This is a genomic window from Ruegeria sp. AE3, from assembly GCF_056542225.1.
This window is the reverse complement of the sequence record NZ_JBQFZL010000001.1, coordinates 675,019-691,546: the sequence shown is the minus strand read 5'-3', so window position 1 is coordinate 691,546 and position 16,528 is coordinate 675,019. Positions and strand designations below refer to the sequence as shown.

The following is a 16,528-nucleotide window of genomic DNA, read 5'->3' as shown; positions in this document are numbered from 1 at the left end:
GTCACATCCTCGTGCTTGGAATCTGGACAATATTACAACTACGCCCTATCCCGAAAATCATGTCAGAGATTACAGATACGCTGGATGCGCTGGGCCTTCTTTGCCCCCTGCCCGTCCTCAAGGCCCGCAAACGGCTGAAATCCATGCCGCAAGGTTCTGTGTTGCGTGTACTGGCTGATGACCCGGCAGCCATCATCGATGTCCCGCATTTTTGCGCCGAAGCTGGCCACACATTGCTGTCTCAGGATTTGGATGGCGAACATCAGGTCTATCTGATCCAAAAATCCGACTGACTTAATGATATAAAAAAGGCGGGCAAATTTGCCCGCCCTTTCATCAGTTGCCCAACGACCACCATCCGCGCCGTTTGGGCCTGTCGGATTCTGGCTCAGGTTCATCTGCCACAGTTTCAAGCACCGGTTCAGGTTCTGCTGCCACGGGTGTTTCTTCCACCGGTGCGTCTTCGACCGGCTCATCGGCAGATTGAACTTCAGGTTCTTCCATCGCAACGACCGCTTCTGCTTGTGCGACTTCGTCAGTCTGCTCGGCTACGTCTTTTGCTTCCGGCGCAGCGTCAGCAGTCTCATCGGCTTCGCTTTGCTCGGCGACAGCCGCCTCGGCAGGTTCGGCTTCTGCGTCTGAGGCCGCCTCTTCAACCGCCGGTGCATCGGCCCCGGCATCGGTGTCCGGTGCTTCCGACTGTTCCGCACCCTCTTCTGCTACCGCATCTTTCTTACGACGACGCGGAGCGCGCTTACGCTTGGGCTTGGCGGGTTTTTCCTCTTCCGTTGCTTCGGCTTCGGTTGTCTCGACAGCGGTTTCCGTTTCAGCGGATTCGCCTACGGCATCCTCCTGCTCTGACCCTTCGCCGTCATCCGCGCCCTGTTCCGCCGCGTCACCGTTGCCCGCGCCTTTCTTGCGACGACGACGGCGGCGCTTGCGCTTGGGTTTGGTATCATCTTCAATCGACGCGATATCCTCTTCGGCTTCCTCCTCTTCCGAAGAATCCACCAGATCCATCAGCGAGGCATCGACCGACACGACAGGAGCTGTCGCTTCGGGAACAATGCGGCTGGCGGTCTTGAATTTCTCCATCGAGAAATCCGGGCTGACCAGATGCACATCGCCTTCGATCCGTACAGACAGGCCATAGCGCGATTCGATCTGGGCAATATGCTCGCGCTTCTGGTTCATCAGGAAGTTCGCGATACTGACCGGGCAGCGCACCAGAACCTCGCGCGAGCGGCGGCGCGTGCCTTCTTCTTCGATCTGACGCAGGATCGACAGCGCCATGTTGTCGTCCGAACGGATCAGGCCGGTGCCATGGCATGCCGGGCATGGCTGCGTGGTCGCCTCGATCATACCCGGGCGCAGCCTCTGACGGCTCATCTCGAGCAGGCCAAAACCCGAAATCCGGCCGACCTGAATGCGGGCACGGTCGGTTTTCAGCTTGTCCTTAAGACGCTTTTCAACCGACGCATTGTTCTTGCGCTCGTCCATGTCGATGAAATCGATGACAATCAGACCGGCAAGGTCACGCAGACGCAACTGACGCGCCACTTCTTCCGCGGCTTCCAGATTGGTTTTCAGCGCTGTTTCCTCGATCGAGCCTTCTTTCGTGGCCCGGCCCGAGTTCACGTCGATTGCCACCAGCGCTTCGGTCACGCCGATCACGATATACCCGCCAGATTTCAGCTGAACGGTCGGGTTGAACATCCCCGCCAGATAGCTTTCCACCTGATAGCGCGCAAACAGCGGCAGCGCGTCCTCGTACCGTTTCACATTCTTGGCATGGGACGGCATGATCATCTTCATGAAGTCCTTGGCGATGCGGTATCCGCCCTCGCCCTCGACCAGAACCTCGTCGATATCGCGGTTATAAAGGTCCCGGATCGACCGTTTGATCAGATCGCCTTCTTCATAGATCTTCGCAGGTGCAATGGATTCCAGGGTCAATGCCCGGATCTGCTCCCACAGGCGTTGCAGGTATTCATAGTCGCGCTTGATTTCCGATTTTGTGCGCTTGGCGCCTGCAGTCCGGATAATCAAACCCGCCCCTGTCGGAACATCAATATCCGCAGCGATCTCTTTCAGCTTTTTGCGGTCAACTGCGTTGGTGATCTTGCGGCTGATCCCACCGCCACGCGCGGTGTTCGGCATCAAAACACAATAGCGACCTGCCAGCGACAGATAGGTCGTCAGGGCTGCCCCCTTGTTGCCGCGTTCTTCCTTGACGACCTGCACCAGCAGCACCTGGCGCACTTTGATCACTTCCTGAATCTTATACCGGCGTGGGCGTGGCTTGCGCTGAGGGCGGATGTCCTCGCTGTCGTCTTCCTCGGCTACGGTTTCAATCGTGTCATCTTTCGCGGCTGCGTCAGCGTGTTCCTCATCCGCATCGCCATCATCTGCGTCCGGGTCATTCTCAGACAATTCAGACGCTTCATCGCCATCGTCAGCGATTGAAGCATCCGCCGCGTCATCAGAATCCCCTGCTGCATCGTCTTGTGAAGACTCGACCGTTTCAGCCTGAGCCTCGTCTTCCGAAGCCGTTTCCTCAGCAGTGTCATCTGACACAGCTTCTGGCGCTTCGTTGTCCGCAGGCTCCTCAACAGGTGTTTCACCGACGATTTCCATAGGCGATGTCCCCTCGGGCACCTCCATGTCGGCATCGTCAAGGTCGATGGTTTCCATACCGGTCGGCTCGGTCGAAACTTCAATCGTTTCGACCAGATCGTCCGATTTAAGATCCGCGGCCTTTGATCGGGCGCGCGAACGCCGCTTTTTCGGCTTGCCCTCGTCGGCCTCATCCCGCGCCTTCATGGCCTCGGCATAGGCGCGATCTTCCTCCATCAGCGCCTCGCGGTCGGCTATGGGGATCTGGTAATAGTCCGGGTGAATTTCCGAAAACGCGAGGAAGCCGTGCCGGTTCCCGCCATAATCCACAAAGGCCGCCTGAAGCGACGGCTCAACCCGTGTTACTTTTGCAAGATAGATGTTGCCAGCAAGCTGGCGCTTGTTTTCGGATTCAAAATCGAACTCCTCGACCTTGTTTCCGTCGACCACCACGACGCGGGTTTCCTCCGCGTGGGTGGCATCGATAAGCATTTTCTTAGCCATGTGTCCTTGGTGCACCGCGCCAAACGCGTTGTCCTGACCCGTCCAGGTGGACAGGCACATTTGGGGAGGTGTCTTGTCAGGGCGATATCGGACGGCGCGCGGCAGGGTCTGGCGCTGTGGCCCCCTGCCCGGTCACTCAATCGTTGCGCGCGCGTCATCGCGGTTCTTCTCCGACAGGCGCGTTAGCCGCAGCCTGCCCATTTATTCCTTTCGCCCAGACGTTCCGGGCTCAGGTACTACATTGCCCCGAAAGGGGCACAATCGGTCTGCTTTGCGGCGAATAATATGTCATCACCTTCAGCAAAGCAGCGAAACTCAATGATTCGGGGCTTATGGACACAAAACTGGCCCGGCCCGTCCGGACACAATAAAAGCAGTCCTGTGGAAAAGACAATGGGCAAACTGCACCGCCCCCAACCGTGGCATGCGGGATCGCCTTCATCTGGCCAAAAATATCCCGGGGGAGTCGCCAAAGGCGACGGGGGCAGAGCCCCCGTCACCCAGTTTACAGATAGTCCGACCGCTGGAGGCCGTATTTGGCCATCTTTTCATTCAGCGTTCGGCGCGGCAGGCACAGTTCATCCATCACAGACGCGATAGATCCTTTGTGCCGCCGCATCGTGTTGTCGATCAGCATCCGTTCAAAGGCTTCGACATATTCCTTCAGCGGCTTGCCTTCGGTGGTCATGACCGGCTGCATTTCCTCGTGATCCGACATCAACAGCGAGGCGATCGTTCCGGACCCACGGCGCGATTGCAGTACCGCGCGTTCGGCAATGTTGATCAACTGGCGCACGTTCCCCGGCCAGGGCGCCTGCAACAGCTGCGCGGCTTCCTGAGCGCTTACCTGAGGCGCATCACAACCGTATTCTTCGGAGAACTGCTCGCTCAGACGGGTAAACAGGGTCAGGATGTCCTCGCCCCTCTGGCGCAGGGGCGGCATGGTGATGCGCAAGGCGGCCAATCGATAGAACAGATCAGGCCGCAAGACATCTTCGGAGGTTTTTCCGGCCTCTTGCAGGTTCGAGATCGCTACGATGCGTGTCTCGGCCGGCGTGCCCTGCTCGTTCATCACGCTGAGCAGCTTGGCTTGCAGGGAATCGCTGAGCGCTTCGACATCTTCCAAAACCAGCGTTCCGCCCCGCGCCTCTTCGATGGCGGGCAATTGGGCGTCTTCAGGCATCATCGGCCCAAACAGACGTTTGGCCAACGCGTCTTCCTCGTGCGCCGCGCAGGACACCAGCACGAATTTCTTGCCGGCACGGCTTCCAACCGCGTGCAGGGCGTGTGCGACAAGCGTCTTTCCGGTCCCTGTCTCTCCGTCGATCAGCACATGGCCATCCGCCTGACCTAGATCGAGGATATCCTCGCGCAGGCGTTCCATAACCGGGCTGGCACCGATCAGTTTGTTCATGATCTGGGTGCCGCCGGACAATTCCCGGCGCAGCGCGCGGTTGTCCAATGTCAGACGCCGCGCATTGCTGGCCCGTTTGGCCAGTTCAGACATGCGGTCGGGGTTGAAGGGTTTTTCAAGGAAATCGAATGCACCGACACGCATCGCCTCAACAGCCATCGGAACATCGCCGTGACCGGTGATCATGATCACGGGCAAGGTGCTGTCAGCGCCCATCAGCTTTTTGAGAAGCTGAATGCCGTCCATTCCGGGCATCTTGATGTCCGAAATCACTATCCCCGGATAATCCGGACCCAACACCTTGAGCGCATCTTCCGCGCTGGCGAAGGTTTCCGTGTCATAGCCGGACAAAGCGAGCCACTGGCTGATCGATTGGCGCATGTCCTGTTCATCGTCAACAATGGCAATTTTCATGGCTTGTGCCATAGTCATTCCTCGTTATTCCGCGGCTTCAAGGCCGTCGCTTCCCAGTGCAGGCAACTGCATTTCAAACACCGCACCGCCATATTGGCCGTTGCGTGCAGTCAGCCGTCCCCCATGGTCGTTCACGATCCCCGACGAGATGGCAAGCCCCAGACCAACACCGTCTCCGGGCTGTTTGGTTGTGTAGAACGGCTCGAACAGGTTTTCGATATCCTCGATTCCGTGCCCGTTGTCGCGTACGGTCAGCACAGCCGTGTCACCAGCTGCCAAGATGATTTCCACATCCGGCTCCGCCACTGATTTGGTGGCGTCCAGCGCGTTTCGCAAGAGGTTGACCATGACCTGTTCGATGCGCATTCGGTCCCCCATCACGATCACGGGTTCCTCTGGTACGATCTGTGTGATCTTCACGTGTCGCTGACGCAATTGCGGCTCCATCATCGACAGGGACGAGGCCAGCGCTTCACCAAGATTTACTGGTGAAAACGCATCCGCACCCTTGCGCGCATAAGACTTGAGCTGCCGGGTAATTGCCCCCATCCGTTCGATCAGACCATCGATGCGGCCAAAGCTGGCAAGGGCCTCTTCCGGGCGGTTGCGGCGCAGCAGCAGACGGGCCCCGGCCAGATAGGTTTTCATTGCCGCCAGAGGCTGGTTCAACTCGTGACTGACCGCTGCCGACATCTCGCCCAGGGCGGCCAGTTTCGAGCTTTGCGCAAGCGTCTGTTCCGCCAAATCCAGCGTCTTTTCAACCCGTTCACGTTCAGCGATTTCCCGCTGTAGCCGTGCATTCAATGCGCGAAGCTCTGCCGACTCGCGCTGGAACAGGGTCATGCGCAACGTGGCACGGCGGCTCAACGCATAGAACGCAAGCGCCAGAAGAATCGCAAACCCCATGATTTCCAGCGCCAGAACGCTGTTCACCTTTTCCCGGATCGAGGCATAGGTCGTGAACGAGGTCATCTGCCAGCCGCGGAAAGGAATGCGCGTCTCGATCCGCATCACCGCTTCGCCCTGAAGATAGGCATCAGGCGGCAGCGCGGTCCAATCGGTTGTTGCCCGGATCGCGCGCTGGATCGCCCCTTGTGGCGGTTGGCGCAGCATCGCCGTGTTCTCATCCAGCCCGCGCCAGCGGGGTTCCGTGGACAAAATGATGTTGCCGGTGCTGTCGGTAACCATCACCGCATCCGAGATACCTGCCCAAGCGCGTTCGAACTTTTGCAGGTCAACCTCGACGACGATTACGCCCAGGAACTCGGCCCCGTTCTCCAACCGGCGCGAATACACAAAGCTGTACCCGCCTGCGTCCTTGGGAATAACAGAGAAGATCGTCGCGTTCGAGCGGATCGCATCCACAAAATATGGCGTGTTCCGATGTCCTTCGCCCAACCTGTTTCGGTCGGTCGCGGCAACTGTGCGCCCGTCGCTGTCCAGCAAAACCAGTGAGGCCGCGCCGATCTCTTCCACGAATGAAATAAGGCGCTGTGTCGACAGGGTGTAATCGCCTGACTGCAATGCGGAAATCAACGTTGGGTCGCGGGCAAGCAATTGCGGAACAATCGAGTTGCGGCGCAGTTCACTCAGCAAGTTGCCCGAATACAGCGTCAGCCGCAGTTCCGCCCGGTTGCGCGTGGATTCGGTGAACCTGTCGGTCAACAGCCGGTTCGTGACCCACACTGTTGCAATTGTCGCGACCAGCAGAACAAGAACCGCCAGCCGCAACCGCCAGCCCAGCGGTGCACCACGAAACGGTTTCAACATATTTGACCAGCCAGATCGAACTTCTGTGTTCATGGCAAAAGGTTACGCCCCGGCGGGCGAGACCTCAAGTCACGCCGCTTCAAACACACCTGACAATGCGCGGAACAACGCCACCCCGTCTGTGCCGCCATGACCCTGATCAGCTGCGCGTTCGGGGTGCGGCATCATGCCAAGAACGCGGCGGTTTTCCGACAGGATTCCGGCGATATCCCCGATCGAGCCGTTCGGGTTTTCGGCATAGGTAAAAGCGATCCGGTCCTGATCTTTTAGCGCGGCCAGCGTCGCGTCATCCGCAAAATAGTTGCCATCGTGGTGCGCAATCGGAATACCGATCACATCGCCTGCGTTGTAGCCGCTGGTAAACGCGCAGTCGCTGGTCTCAACCCTTAGGCCAACGGTCTTGCAGATGTATTTCAGCCCAGCATTGCGCAGCAATGCGCCCGGCAAAATGCCGGTTTCGGTCAGAACCTGAAAACCGTTGCAAATGCCTACGGCATAACCGCCGCGCTGCGTGTGTTCGACGACGGCCTTGCAAATCGGCGATTGGGCCGCGATTGCGCCGCAACGCAGGTAATCTCCATAAGAGAACCCGCCCGGCACGCCCACGATATCAATACCTTCGGGCAAAGCCGCGTCTTTGTGCCAGACCATATCGACCTGAAAACCGGCCTGCTCAAAGGCGACGGCAAGATCTCGGTCACAGTTGGATCCGGGGAAAACGATTACGGCTGCACGCATGGCGGGCCCTCCTACGAGACAAAATCTGTGACAACCGCAACACCCGGAGGCGTTGGATGGTCAAAAGCGGCAAGCTCGGCGCTTACCTGGTTTAGGGTTATTTTCCGGGTCACCAGCGGGCTCAGGTCGACCCCTTGACCCGCGATCAGCGACAACAGCGACGGATAGCGCCAGCTTGGCATCCCACGGGTGCCAAATACGGAGAGCTGACCAGAATAGAGCACATCCATCGGCAACGACATCTGTGCATGGTCCCCCGTGGGCATTCCGATTTGCACCATGCGCCCCATTTTGCGCAGGGATCGCATGGCGGAAACGGTCGTGGCTTCGACGCCAAGCGCCTCGATCGCAACATCGGCGCCGCCACCGGTGATGTCTTTCACCGCCTGTGGGGCATCACATGTCGCGGCATTGACCACCGCGTCGGCGCCCAGAGTTTTGGCATAGGCCAGCTTGTCCTCGGTGATATCGACAACGATTACACGCGTGCCGAGCGCCTTGCCAAGAAGAAGCGTTGATATTCCGACACCGCCGCCGCCAAATACAGCGATCCACTCGCCACCCTGCACCTGCGCCCGGCCAACAAGCGCCTGCCATGCTGTGGTTACGCGGCACCCCAATGCGGCGGCGATTTCAGGCGCGATACTGTCGGGCAAAGATGTCAGGTTGGCATCGGCATGAGCCACGGCAACATATTCAGCAAAAGCCCCGTCACAGGTAAAGCCGGGCACGACCTGGTTCGGACAGATTGTCTGATGACCCTTTGCGCAGTCCGGGCAATGCCCACAGGCAAGGATAAAGGGCGCAATCACCCGGTCCCCAACACGCCACCGTTTAACGCGCGCACCGACCGAGACCACCTCGCCGCAAAACTCGTGACCGGGTGTCATGGGCAGGACAACGTCCGGGTCTGAGCCCGACCACGCGTGCCAGTCGGACCGGCACACACCGCAGGCCAGCACTCGCACCACAACACCGTCTTCGGCGGGAACCGGATCGGGGATCGTCGACACCTCAAGCGGTTGACGATAGGTGATCAGACGCGCGGCCCGCATCAATCAGACCAGTTCGATCTCGTAGCGTTCGATGACGGTGTTGGCCAAAAGCTTTTCGCACATCTCGGTCACGTCTGCCTCGGTTGCGCCATCGGCAAGCTCAAGATCGATGACTTTGCCCTGACGTACGCCTTCGACCTGATCAAAGCCCATTGCACCTAATGCGTGACGTACTGCTTCGCCCTGCGGGTCCAGCACCCCGTTCTTGAGCATCACATGAACCCGTGCTTTCATTTTGGCAACTCCAACTGTGGGCCGCATACAAGGCCCATTTCGTTGCGCGGGGGATAGCGCGCCTGATGGGTTTCGACAACCCTGTTTCAAACGCAGTTTGCCGCAGGCGAGTGACGATCCTGCGCCGTCAGATGGACCTGAGTAGTTGTGCTGGCACGGCGGCTGGAAACTTCGGAATAGTCATCTGATCAAACGGCCCGGCCACACGCAAGCACCCTGCTCTGCCAATAACTTGGCAAAGGCAAAACGCCGCCCTGAGGGGGCGGCGCTGCTAAGGCGTGGTATTTAGTTGATCAGCGTCGGCTTGGTGACGTTGCTGGCAGGCAGCACACCCAGTCTTCGGGCGACCTCGGAATAGGCATCTGTCAGGCTGCCCAGATCGCGGCGGAATACATCCTTGTCCAGTTTCTGACCGGTCTTGATATCCCACAGGCGGCAGCTGTCCGGGCTGATTTCATCCGCAACGACCAGCCGCTGATAGTCGCCTTCAAACACGCGCCCGATTTCGATCTTGAAGTCAACCAGACGAATACCCACCGCCAGCATCACGCCGCTCAGGAAATCGTTCACGCGCAGCGCGAGGCTGAGGATGTCGTCCATGTCCTGCTGGCTGGCCCAGCCAAACGCGGCGATGTGTTCCTCGGTGACAAGAGGATCGCCCAAAGCATCATCCTTGAAGCAATATTCAACGATCGGACGTGGCAATTGCGTCCCTTCTGCGATGCCAAGACGTTTCGACATCGAACCGGCCGCGTAATTGCGCACGATCACTTCTAGTGGAATGATCTCGCAGTTGCGCACCAGCTGTTCGCGCATATTCAGGCGCCGGATGAAGTGGTTCGGAATACCAATCTGGGTCAGCCCGGTCATGAAGAACTCGGACAAACGGTTGTTCAGCACGCCTTTGCCGTCAATCACGTCTTTCTTCTCGGCATTGAACGCGGTGGCGTCATCCTTGAAATACTGTACGATGGTGCCCGGTTCGGGGCCTTCATACAGAATTTTGGCCTTGCCTTCGTAGATTTTCTTGCGACGCGCCATAAGCGACCTTTCCAGACTGGCGAAAGGGAATGAGTCCCTTCACGTTGGCGTCCTCATAGTGCAAGCCCTGCGTTCCCGCAAGTTCGCTGCCCCGAGGGCCTTTGACGCAGCGCAAATACCTTGCACCCAGAGTGTCCTATTGTCATATCATCAGTGAGAAACGGTAATCCAAGGGGTCCCCAACCAATGACCACATTCGACGAACGTGAAGCCGCGTTTGAAAGCAAATTCGCCCATGACGAAAAGATGCAGTTCATCGCTCGGATGCGCCGCAACCGCTTTATGGCTGTCTGGGCGTCTGCGCTGAAGGGCGAAACTGTTGAACAGGCACGGAAATACGGCCAGGAACTGGTTCATACCGACCTACAGCATGTCGGCGAAGACGATGTTGTCGAGGCGGTCAAAGCCTACTTGGGTGATCTTGCGGATGAAGCCACGATCCGTTCGAAAATGGCCGAGCTTCTGGTTGAAGCCAAAGAACAGGTGATGGTGGAAGGCGAGCACTGATTGCCTGAAATGCAAAATTCATGATCTTCATGAGTTTTATGAAATTGATTTGACGCCCTGGTCATGAGACACGGGGCGTCTCTGTTTTTTTGCAGCGTTTATACGCTTTTTCTGGAATAACCCTATGACAAACGCGCTGAGCAAACTTCTGGACACCAAAGACGCCATTCTTGCGGACGGTGCAACGGGGACCAACTTATTTAACATGGGTCTGCAATCAGGTGACGCGCCTGAGCTGTGGAACGTGGATGCTCCGGACAAGATCAGGGCGCTGTATCAGGGGTCGGTCGATGCGGGCAGCGACCTGTTTCTGACCAACACGTTTGGAGGCACTGCGGCGCGTCTGAAACTGCATGATGCGCAGAACCGCGTGGGCGAGTTGAACCGTATCGGCGCAGAACTTGGACGTGAAATCGCGGACAAAGCCGGGCGCCCTATCGTCGTGGCCGGATCGGTTGGACCCACCGGCGAGATTATGGAGCCGGTCGGCAGCCTGTCGCATTCCGACGCGGTTGAAATGTTCCATGAACAGGCCGAGGCTTTGAAAGCGGGCGGAGTTGACGTTCTTTGGGTGGAAACCATCAGCGCGCCAGAGGAATTCCGCGCGGCAGCCGAGGCCTTTGCGCTGGCCGACATGCCCTGGTGCGGCACGATGAGCTTTGACACGGCCGGGCGCACGATGATGGGTGTCACCTCGGCCGATCTTGCGCTTTTGGTTGAAACCTTGCCAAACCCACCGATCGCTTTTGGGGCCAATTGTGGCACCGGTGCGTCGGATATCCTGCGCACGGTTCTGGGTTTTGCAGCGCAAGGCACCGAGCGTCCGCTGATCTCAAAGGGCAATGCGGGCATTCCGAAATACGTGGATGGCCATATCCATTATGACGGGACACCCGAACTGATGGGTCGGTATGCTGCCATGGCACGGGATTCGGGCGCAACAATCATCGGCGGGTGCTGCGGGACCATGCCCGATCATCTGCGCAAAATGCGCGAAGCGCTGGATACCACTTCGCGCGGCGAGCGCCCGACACTGGATCAGATCACCGAGGCACTGGGGCCGTTTTCGTCGGCTTCGGACGGAACCGAGGACGACGCAGGCCCCGAACGCCGCACGCGTCGCCGTCGCCGCGCCTAACGCTTATCAACGCCCTTCGAATTTCGGAGGGCGTTTTTCCATGAACGCCACCACACCTTCTGCAAAATCCCGCGACCGGCCACATTCACCTTGAAGATGCGCCTCGGTTGCAAGCTGCTGCTGCAATGTGTTTTCGTAGGTCCCGCGGATGGCACGCTTGATCGCGCCATAGGCGGCGGTTGGACCTTTGGCCAGATATTCTGCCCTTTTGTGCCAATGTGCGGCAAACGCATCATCGGGGACAGCTTCCCAGATCATGCCCCATTCTTCGGCCTGCCGGGCGCTGATCTTGTCAGCAAACAAGGCGGCCCCCATTGCTTTGGCCAAGCCCATCTGACGCGGCATGAACCAGGTGCCCCCGGCATCGGGCAGCAAGCCGATACGTGCAAAAGCCTGCAGGAAATACGCACTCTCCGTTGCAATAACCACGTCCGCACACAGCGCAAGGTTGGCCCCTGCCCCCGCAGCAGGTCCGTTTACAGCCGCGATCGTCGGAACAGGACAGCTGTGGATGGCTTCCAGCATCGGCTCGTACTCGTCGCGCAATGATCGTTCCAGATCGATCTTGCCGGTCGATGATGCATCCCCCAGATCCTGCCCGGAACAAAACGCCGGCCCCGCGCCGGTGATAACGATACAGCGCGCTTTAACCGCGGCGTCTTTCATCGCGTGGGTAATCTCTGCCCGCATCCGAGTGGTCAGCGCGTTCATCTTGTCCGGTCTGTTCAGGGTCAGAACCGCCAGACCGTCCGATATGTCCAATAGAACCGTTTCGTAATTCATGAAAACCTTTCCCTCGCGCCACGTGTTTCAGCACACTTACTTGTCCGGGCAGGATGGGAAAAGCAGAACCAAACGTCAGTCTTCAAGAATTTGGCGAAGGCGTTCTTGTTCTTCCGCACTTAGAGCTTCGGTTTCACCCGAAACCTGCGCCCTGGCGCGTGTGCGAAGAAAGTTCAGCCCGACTGCGGCAGCGATCAGCAGCATGATCGGCCCGGCAAGCCACAACAGCAGGTTCGAGCCACTGGTGGTGGGCTTGAGCAGGACATATTCGCCGTAGCGGTCAACGATAAACGAGATGGCCTCTTCGTCGCTGTCACCCGCAACCAAACGTTCGCGCAAAAGCAACCGCAGATCGCGCGCCAGATCGGCGTTGCTTTCGTCAATGCTTTCATTGCGACACACCAGGCACCGCAATCCAACACTCAGGTCGCGCGCCCGCTGCTCCAGAACCGGGTCGTCCAGAACTTCATCAGGTTGTACCGCAAACACGGGTGCTGCAAGCAGCAGCAGGATCAGAACAAGGCGCTTCATTCTGCGGGTACTCCGCCAGCGGGGGATTTACGCGCGCCTGCGGCGACGCGAAAACGCCTGTCGCTCAAGCTGAGGACACCGCCGAGCGCCATCAGGATACATCCACCCCAGATCCAGTTCGCCAGAGGCTTGATATAGGTTCTCATGACCCAGCCACCGTCTGCCTGCTGATCCCCGATGACGATGTAAAGGTCACCAAGAAAACGATAGTCAATCGCGGCCTCGGTCGTCGGCATACGTGCGACGGGATAATCCCGTTTCTCGGGATGCAGCGTTCCGATGGCGCGACCGCCCTTTTCCACCAAAACATCAGCCGTGGTTGAAAAATAGTTCGGCCCCTGTACCCGTCGCACGTCCTGCAACGTCAGTGTAAACTGACCCACTTCGAACGGCTGGTTCAGCTGCGCCACACGGATATCTTCTGCCTCCCACGCGGTCAGACCGGCAATCGCAAAGATCGTCACGCCAAGGCCGGTATGGGCAACTGCCTTACCCCAATCGGCGCCCGGAAGTCGGATCAGACGTTTGAAGCTGCCATTGCGGCCTGTCCGGCTCCACAAATCAATGGCGGCACCGAAAGTGATCCATGCCCCCAAAAACAGGCCTACGGGCCCTAACGCGCTGCGACCGGTCTGCATTGCCCAAACCAACAACGCAATCGCCAGCGCCAGACCAAAGGCATAGCGCAGGGACCAGGCCGTTTTGCCCAACCGACCGCGTTTCCACGGCAGCATGGCCCCGACCGGCAGAATCATACCCAGCAAAACCATGAATGGTGAAAAGGCCGCGTTGAAAAACGGCGCCCCGACCGAGAGTTTGCGGTCGAACATCATCTCGGCCACCATCGGCCACATCGTCCCGACAAAGACAACGAAACAACTGACCGCAAGAAGGACATTGTTCACGATCAGCGCGCTTTCGCGGCTGACCATGCCAAAAACGCCCTTGGCCTCCATCGCCTGCGCCCGCGCGGCAAACAAGGTAAGCGCGCCACCGATGAAGAAGACCAGAATGATCAGGATGAACACACCGCGTTCAGGATCATTGGCAAAAGCATGTACCGAGGTCAGCAGACCTGAACGCACGATAAACGTGCCGATCAGGGAAAATCCAAACGCAATAATTGCCAGCAGAATGGTCCAGCTTTTCAATGCTTCGCGCTTTTCCACGACAATTGCCGAGTGCAACAGCGCCGCCGCTAGCAGCCAGGGCATGAAGGATGCGTTTTCCACCGGGTCCCAGAACCAGAAACCGCCCCAGCCCAGTTCGTAATAAGCCCACCAGGATCCCAACGCGATTCCGATAGTCAGGAAAACCCATGCCGCCAGCGTCCAGGGGCGCACCCACCGGCCCCATGCTGCATCGATACGCCCTTCGATCAGGGCAGCAATCGCAAAGCTGAATGCCATGCTCAGCCCGACATAGCCGAGGTACAAAAACGGCGGGTGGAAGGCCAGCCCAGGATCTTGCAGCAGTGGGTTCAGGTCACGCCCGTCAAACGGAGCGATGGCAAGCCTGTCAAACGGGTTCGACGTGAACAGGATGAAACCGAAAAACGCCACGGCAATGGCCGACTGAACGGCCAGAACACGGGCCTTGAGTGTCGGTGGCAAGCCGCCACCAAAGAAAGCCGCCGTCGCTCCAAACAGGGTGACGATCAGCACCCACAGCAGCATGGATCCTTCGTGGTTGCCCCATGTTCCGCTGATCTTGTACAGCATCGGCTTTGCCGTGTGGCTGTTCTCGACCACAATCCTGAGGGAAAAGTCAGACGTTACAAACGCCCAGATCAAAGCACCAAATGCAAACGCCGTCAGCAGGAACTGGACGATCGCGGCGGGCTCTGCAAAGGCCATCCAGCCGGTCCAGCGTTTTGAGGCGCCGATAAGTGGAACAACGCTTTGCACTATGGCGACAAAGAACGCGAGGATCAGGGTGAAGTGGCCAAGTTCTGTAATCATGCCCCGGAATATACGCCGGTGCGGAACCGGGGGCCATGACCTTTAGCTAGTTCTGCACGCACAAAGTGTCGCGGGTCAGATACCGCGAAGCTTTCGCCAATCGTTCAGAGCCTGGTTTTCTTCGGGAAGTACGACATCGCGGGTCAGTACAGCATTCGGACCGGGATCAACAACTCCCGGGCTGTCGCTCTGCATGGTGCGCAAGGCCTCGATATTGCTCAAGACCGTTGGCAGTTGCGTCATGGTTGAGCGGATATCCCGCTGAAAATCCTGCATTTTACTTTGGTGACGCGCGCCAAAGTAAAACGACACGATCACGCCCAGCAACCACCAGAGCGGCTCTGGTACCAAGGCTATGCCCTGCATCCGTGCGGCAAACCATATTGGGTCGACCATGGCGGCAACGAACAAGCCAAGCGTTCCCAATGCCAGCGCCGGGCGCGGCAACCTGTTCACGCCGTCCATGACACGGTCAAACAGCCCCTTCTGAGGCGCCTGAAATTCGGAGCCAAACTGTAACATGGCCTGAGTTTGAACCTCATTAGCCCGTACTGCGCTTGCTTCGGTGTTTTCACGATAGAGTTCTGCGGTTTCCTGCAAGACGTTGCGGCCGTTTCCAAACAGCAGCGCCAGCACACTTGAAATCAGCCCCATGCCGCGATCCTTTTGTTAAAGTCGCTGTCCGAAAGGTGATAACGCGGCGAAAGAAACTCTTCGGCCCGCATTATCCAGCCACCTTTGCCGCCTGTACGGCTGCGCGCGTATTTTCTGGATGCAGCCCGCCGATCAGCAAGGCGAAAATAGTAGTTTCGCCGCGCTATTCCGTAAGCGTCGCGCAGAACATCGGGCTCTGGCTGCGCCGCGCTTTCGCAAGCCGCCACGGTTCGCGGGCCGATCACACCATCGGCGGTGACGTTAAACCCCATTTCCTGTAGCAGCCGCTGAAGAATCTTCACCGCCTGCGCACCGGCATTCACATACATGTCGAAAACAGAGGCATGCAGGGTTTCGGGCAGCTCACCAATGCGCGGCTTGTCGAAATAATGCTGCACAAAGATGTCGACCGCTTGCCGAGGGGACAAAGCGCGCACATCCGCCTCGTCAATCCGGCCGTCGCCGGTCAGATCCAAGCCCAGCCTGCGCAGAGTGTGAATCGTGACCCCGAACTTGGTTGCTCCGCCCGGATCGTCGGGGTCATAAACAAAGCCCCCTTCACGGGCCACAATATCTTTGGCAATTTGGCGTACCGTTTGCATACCACCCTCGTAACGTTAGGTGGCCACACCGTTTCCGACAGACATTAACGATTCAAAACGAAACGGAGCGCTGCATGCACCATGCACGCAACGCTCCGAAGCAGGTTCAGAGGTTTTTTAGCTTTCTTCCGCGCCTTTATAGACACCTTGCTCTTTCAGAGCGTCCATGACCTCTTTCGGCATGTAGGTTTCATCATGTTTGGCAAGAATTTCAGTCGCTTCAAAGACCCCGTTCACGTAACTGCCCGTGCCGATCATTCCCTGATTTTCCGAGAATAGATCAGGCAGAACACCTGTGAACGAGACCGGAACGCTTTCGCCACCATCCGTTACAACAAAACGAATGGTTTCGCCCTGTCCGCGAATGATCGAGCCTTCTTCGACCAAGCCGCCAATCCGGAACACTTCGGTTGGTTTCGGCGGCTCAGCAATCACCTCACTGGGTGAGCGGAAAAAGTTGATCCCGTCCTGCAATGCCCAGCCAATCAACGCTGTTGCCGCCACCAAGGCAACAACTGCCACCAGAATGACTTGTACGCGCCGACGTTTCTTGAGCGTTTTCATAC

General features: G+C 58.2%; 16 protein-coding genes. 3 read left to right on the top strand and 13 right to left on the bottom strand.

What is annotated here, in order from left to right; all coding sequences use genetic code 11:
- The first annotated feature begins 59 nt into the window (after window positions 1–59).
- Complete coding sequence (locus ACR0NZ_RS03405; RefSeq protein ID WP_480481072.1) at window positions 60–293, top strand: sulfurtransferase TusA family protein; 234 nt, start codon at window positions 60–62, stop codon at window positions 291–293.
- A gap of 43 nt (window positions 294–336) precedes the next feature.
- On the opposite strand, the gene ACR0NZ_RS03400 is transcribed toward ACR0NZ_RS03405, so the two are convergent.
- From ACR0NZ_RS03400 to purC, 7 genes are all read right to left on the bottom strand, one after another.
- The gene (locus ACR0NZ_RS03400) at window positions 337–3,120 is read right to left on the bottom strand and encodes an Rne/Rng family ribonuclease (RefSeq protein WP_480516933.1); all 2,784 of its coding nucleotides are present in this window, start codon (window positions 3,118–3,120) and stop codon (window positions 337–339) included.
- Window positions 3,121–3,625: 505 nt separating this feature from the next.
- Window positions 3,626–4,960, bottom strand: a complete 1,335-nt coding sequence (locus ACR0NZ_RS03395) for a sigma-54-dependent transcriptional regulator (RefSeq protein WP_480516931.1) — start codon at window positions 4,958–4,960, stop codon at window positions 3,626–3,628.
- A gap of 12 nt (window positions 4,961–4,972) precedes the next feature.
- A complete protein-coding gene (locus tag ACR0NZ_RS03390) occupies window positions 4,973–6,718 on the bottom strand; it encodes a sensor histidine kinase (protein ID WP_480481076.1) in 1,746 nt (581 codons plus the stop codon).
- A 69-nt stretch (window positions 6,719–6,787) separates the two neighbouring features.
- On the bottom strand, window positions 6,788–7,456 hold the full coding sequence (purQ, locus tag ACR0NZ_RS03385; RefSeq protein WP_480493251.1) for a phosphoribosylformylglycinamidine synthase subunit PurQ: 669 nt from the start codon (window positions 7,454–7,456) through the stop codon (window positions 6,788–6,790).
- 11 nt (window positions 7,457–7,467) lie between these two features.
- On the bottom strand, window positions 7,468–8,511 hold the full coding sequence (locus ACR0NZ_RS03380) for a zinc-dependent alcohol dehydrogenase family protein (RefSeq protein WP_480516929.1): 1,044 nt from the start codon (window positions 8,509–8,511) through the stop codon (window positions 7,468–7,470).
- Window positions 8,512–8,514: 3 nt separating this feature from the next.
- Entirely contained in the window at window positions 8,515–8,745 is a 231-nt protein-coding gene (purS, locus tag ACR0NZ_RS03375; protein WP_117872765.1) for a phosphoribosylformylglycinamidine synthase subunit PurS, read from the bottom strand.
- 285 nt (window positions 8,746–9,030) lie between these two features.
- Window positions 9,031–9,786 carry a phosphoribosylaminoimidazolesuccinocarboxamide synthase gene (gene purC / locus ACR0NZ_RS03370; RefSeq protein ID WP_209504015.1) on the bottom strand — a complete coding sequence of 252 codons (756 nt, stop codon included), beginning with the start codon at window positions 9,784–9,786 and terminating at the stop codon, window positions 9,031–9,033.
- A 186-nt stretch (window positions 9,787–9,972) separates the two neighbouring features.
- Here purC and ACR0NZ_RS03365 point away from each other — a divergent pair, with 186 nt between their 5' ends.
- Window positions 9,973–10,293, top strand: a complete 321-nt coding sequence (locus ACR0NZ_RS03365) for a DUF1476 domain-containing protein (RefSeq protein WP_480472609.1) — start codon at window positions 9,973–9,975, stop codon at window positions 10,291–10,293.
- 124 nt (window positions 10,294–10,417) lie between these two features.
- Window positions 10,418–11,431 carry a betaine--homocysteine S-methyltransferase gene (bmt, locus tag ACR0NZ_RS03360; RefSeq protein ID WP_480472607.1) on the top strand — a complete coding sequence of 338 codons (1,014 nt, stop codon included), beginning with the start codon at window positions 10,418–10,420 and terminating at the stop codon, window positions 11,429–11,431.
- Between the two features lie 6 nt (window positions 11,432–11,437).
- Here bmt and ACR0NZ_RS03355 read toward each other — a convergent pair whose 3' ends face one another.
- From ACR0NZ_RS03355 to ccmE, 6 genes are all read right to left on the bottom strand, one after another.
- A complete protein-coding gene (locus ACR0NZ_RS03355) occupies window positions 11,438–12,214 on the bottom strand; it encodes an enoyl-CoA hydratase-related protein (RefSeq protein WP_480472605.1) in 777 nt (258 codons plus the stop codon).
- Window positions 12,215–12,289: 75 nt separating this feature from the next.
- The gene (locus ACR0NZ_RS03350) at window positions 12,290–12,745 is read right to left on the bottom strand and encodes a cytochrome c-type biogenesis protein (protein ID WP_480472603.1); all 456 of its coding nucleotides are present in this window, start codon (window positions 12,743–12,745) and stop codon (window positions 12,290–12,292) included.
- Entirely contained in the window at window positions 12,742–14,706 is a 1,965-nt protein-coding gene (locus tag ACR0NZ_RS03345) for a heme lyase CcmF/NrfE family subunit (RefSeq protein ID WP_480516927.1), read from the bottom strand. Before ACR0NZ_RS03345 ends, ACR0NZ_RS03350 begins: the two co-directional genes overlap by 4 nt.
- A 75-nt stretch (window positions 14,707–14,781) precedes the next feature.
- The gene (locus tag ACR0NZ_RS03340) at window positions 14,782–15,360 is read right to left on the bottom strand and encodes a holin family protein (RefSeq protein ID WP_480516925.1); all 579 of its coding nucleotides are present in this window, start codon (window positions 15,358–15,360) and stop codon (window positions 14,782–14,784) included.
- Window positions 15,351–15,962: a holin-associated N-acetylmuramidase gene (locus ACR0NZ_RS03335; RefSeq protein ID WP_480516923.1), complete on the bottom strand. Its 612-nt coding sequence runs from the start codon at window positions 15,960–15,962 to the stop codon at window positions 15,351–15,353. The genes ACR0NZ_RS03340 and ACR0NZ_RS03335 overlap by 10 nt, the downstream gene beginning before the upstream one ends.
- A gap of 117 nt (window positions 15,963–16,079) precedes the next feature.
- Complete coding sequence (ccmE, locus tag ACR0NZ_RS03330) at window positions 16,080–16,526, bottom strand: cytochrome c maturation protein CcmE (protein ID WP_209504023.1); 447 nt, start codon at window positions 16,524–16,526, stop codon at window positions 16,080–16,082.
- Between the last annotated feature and the right edge of the window lie 2 nt (window positions 16,527–16,528).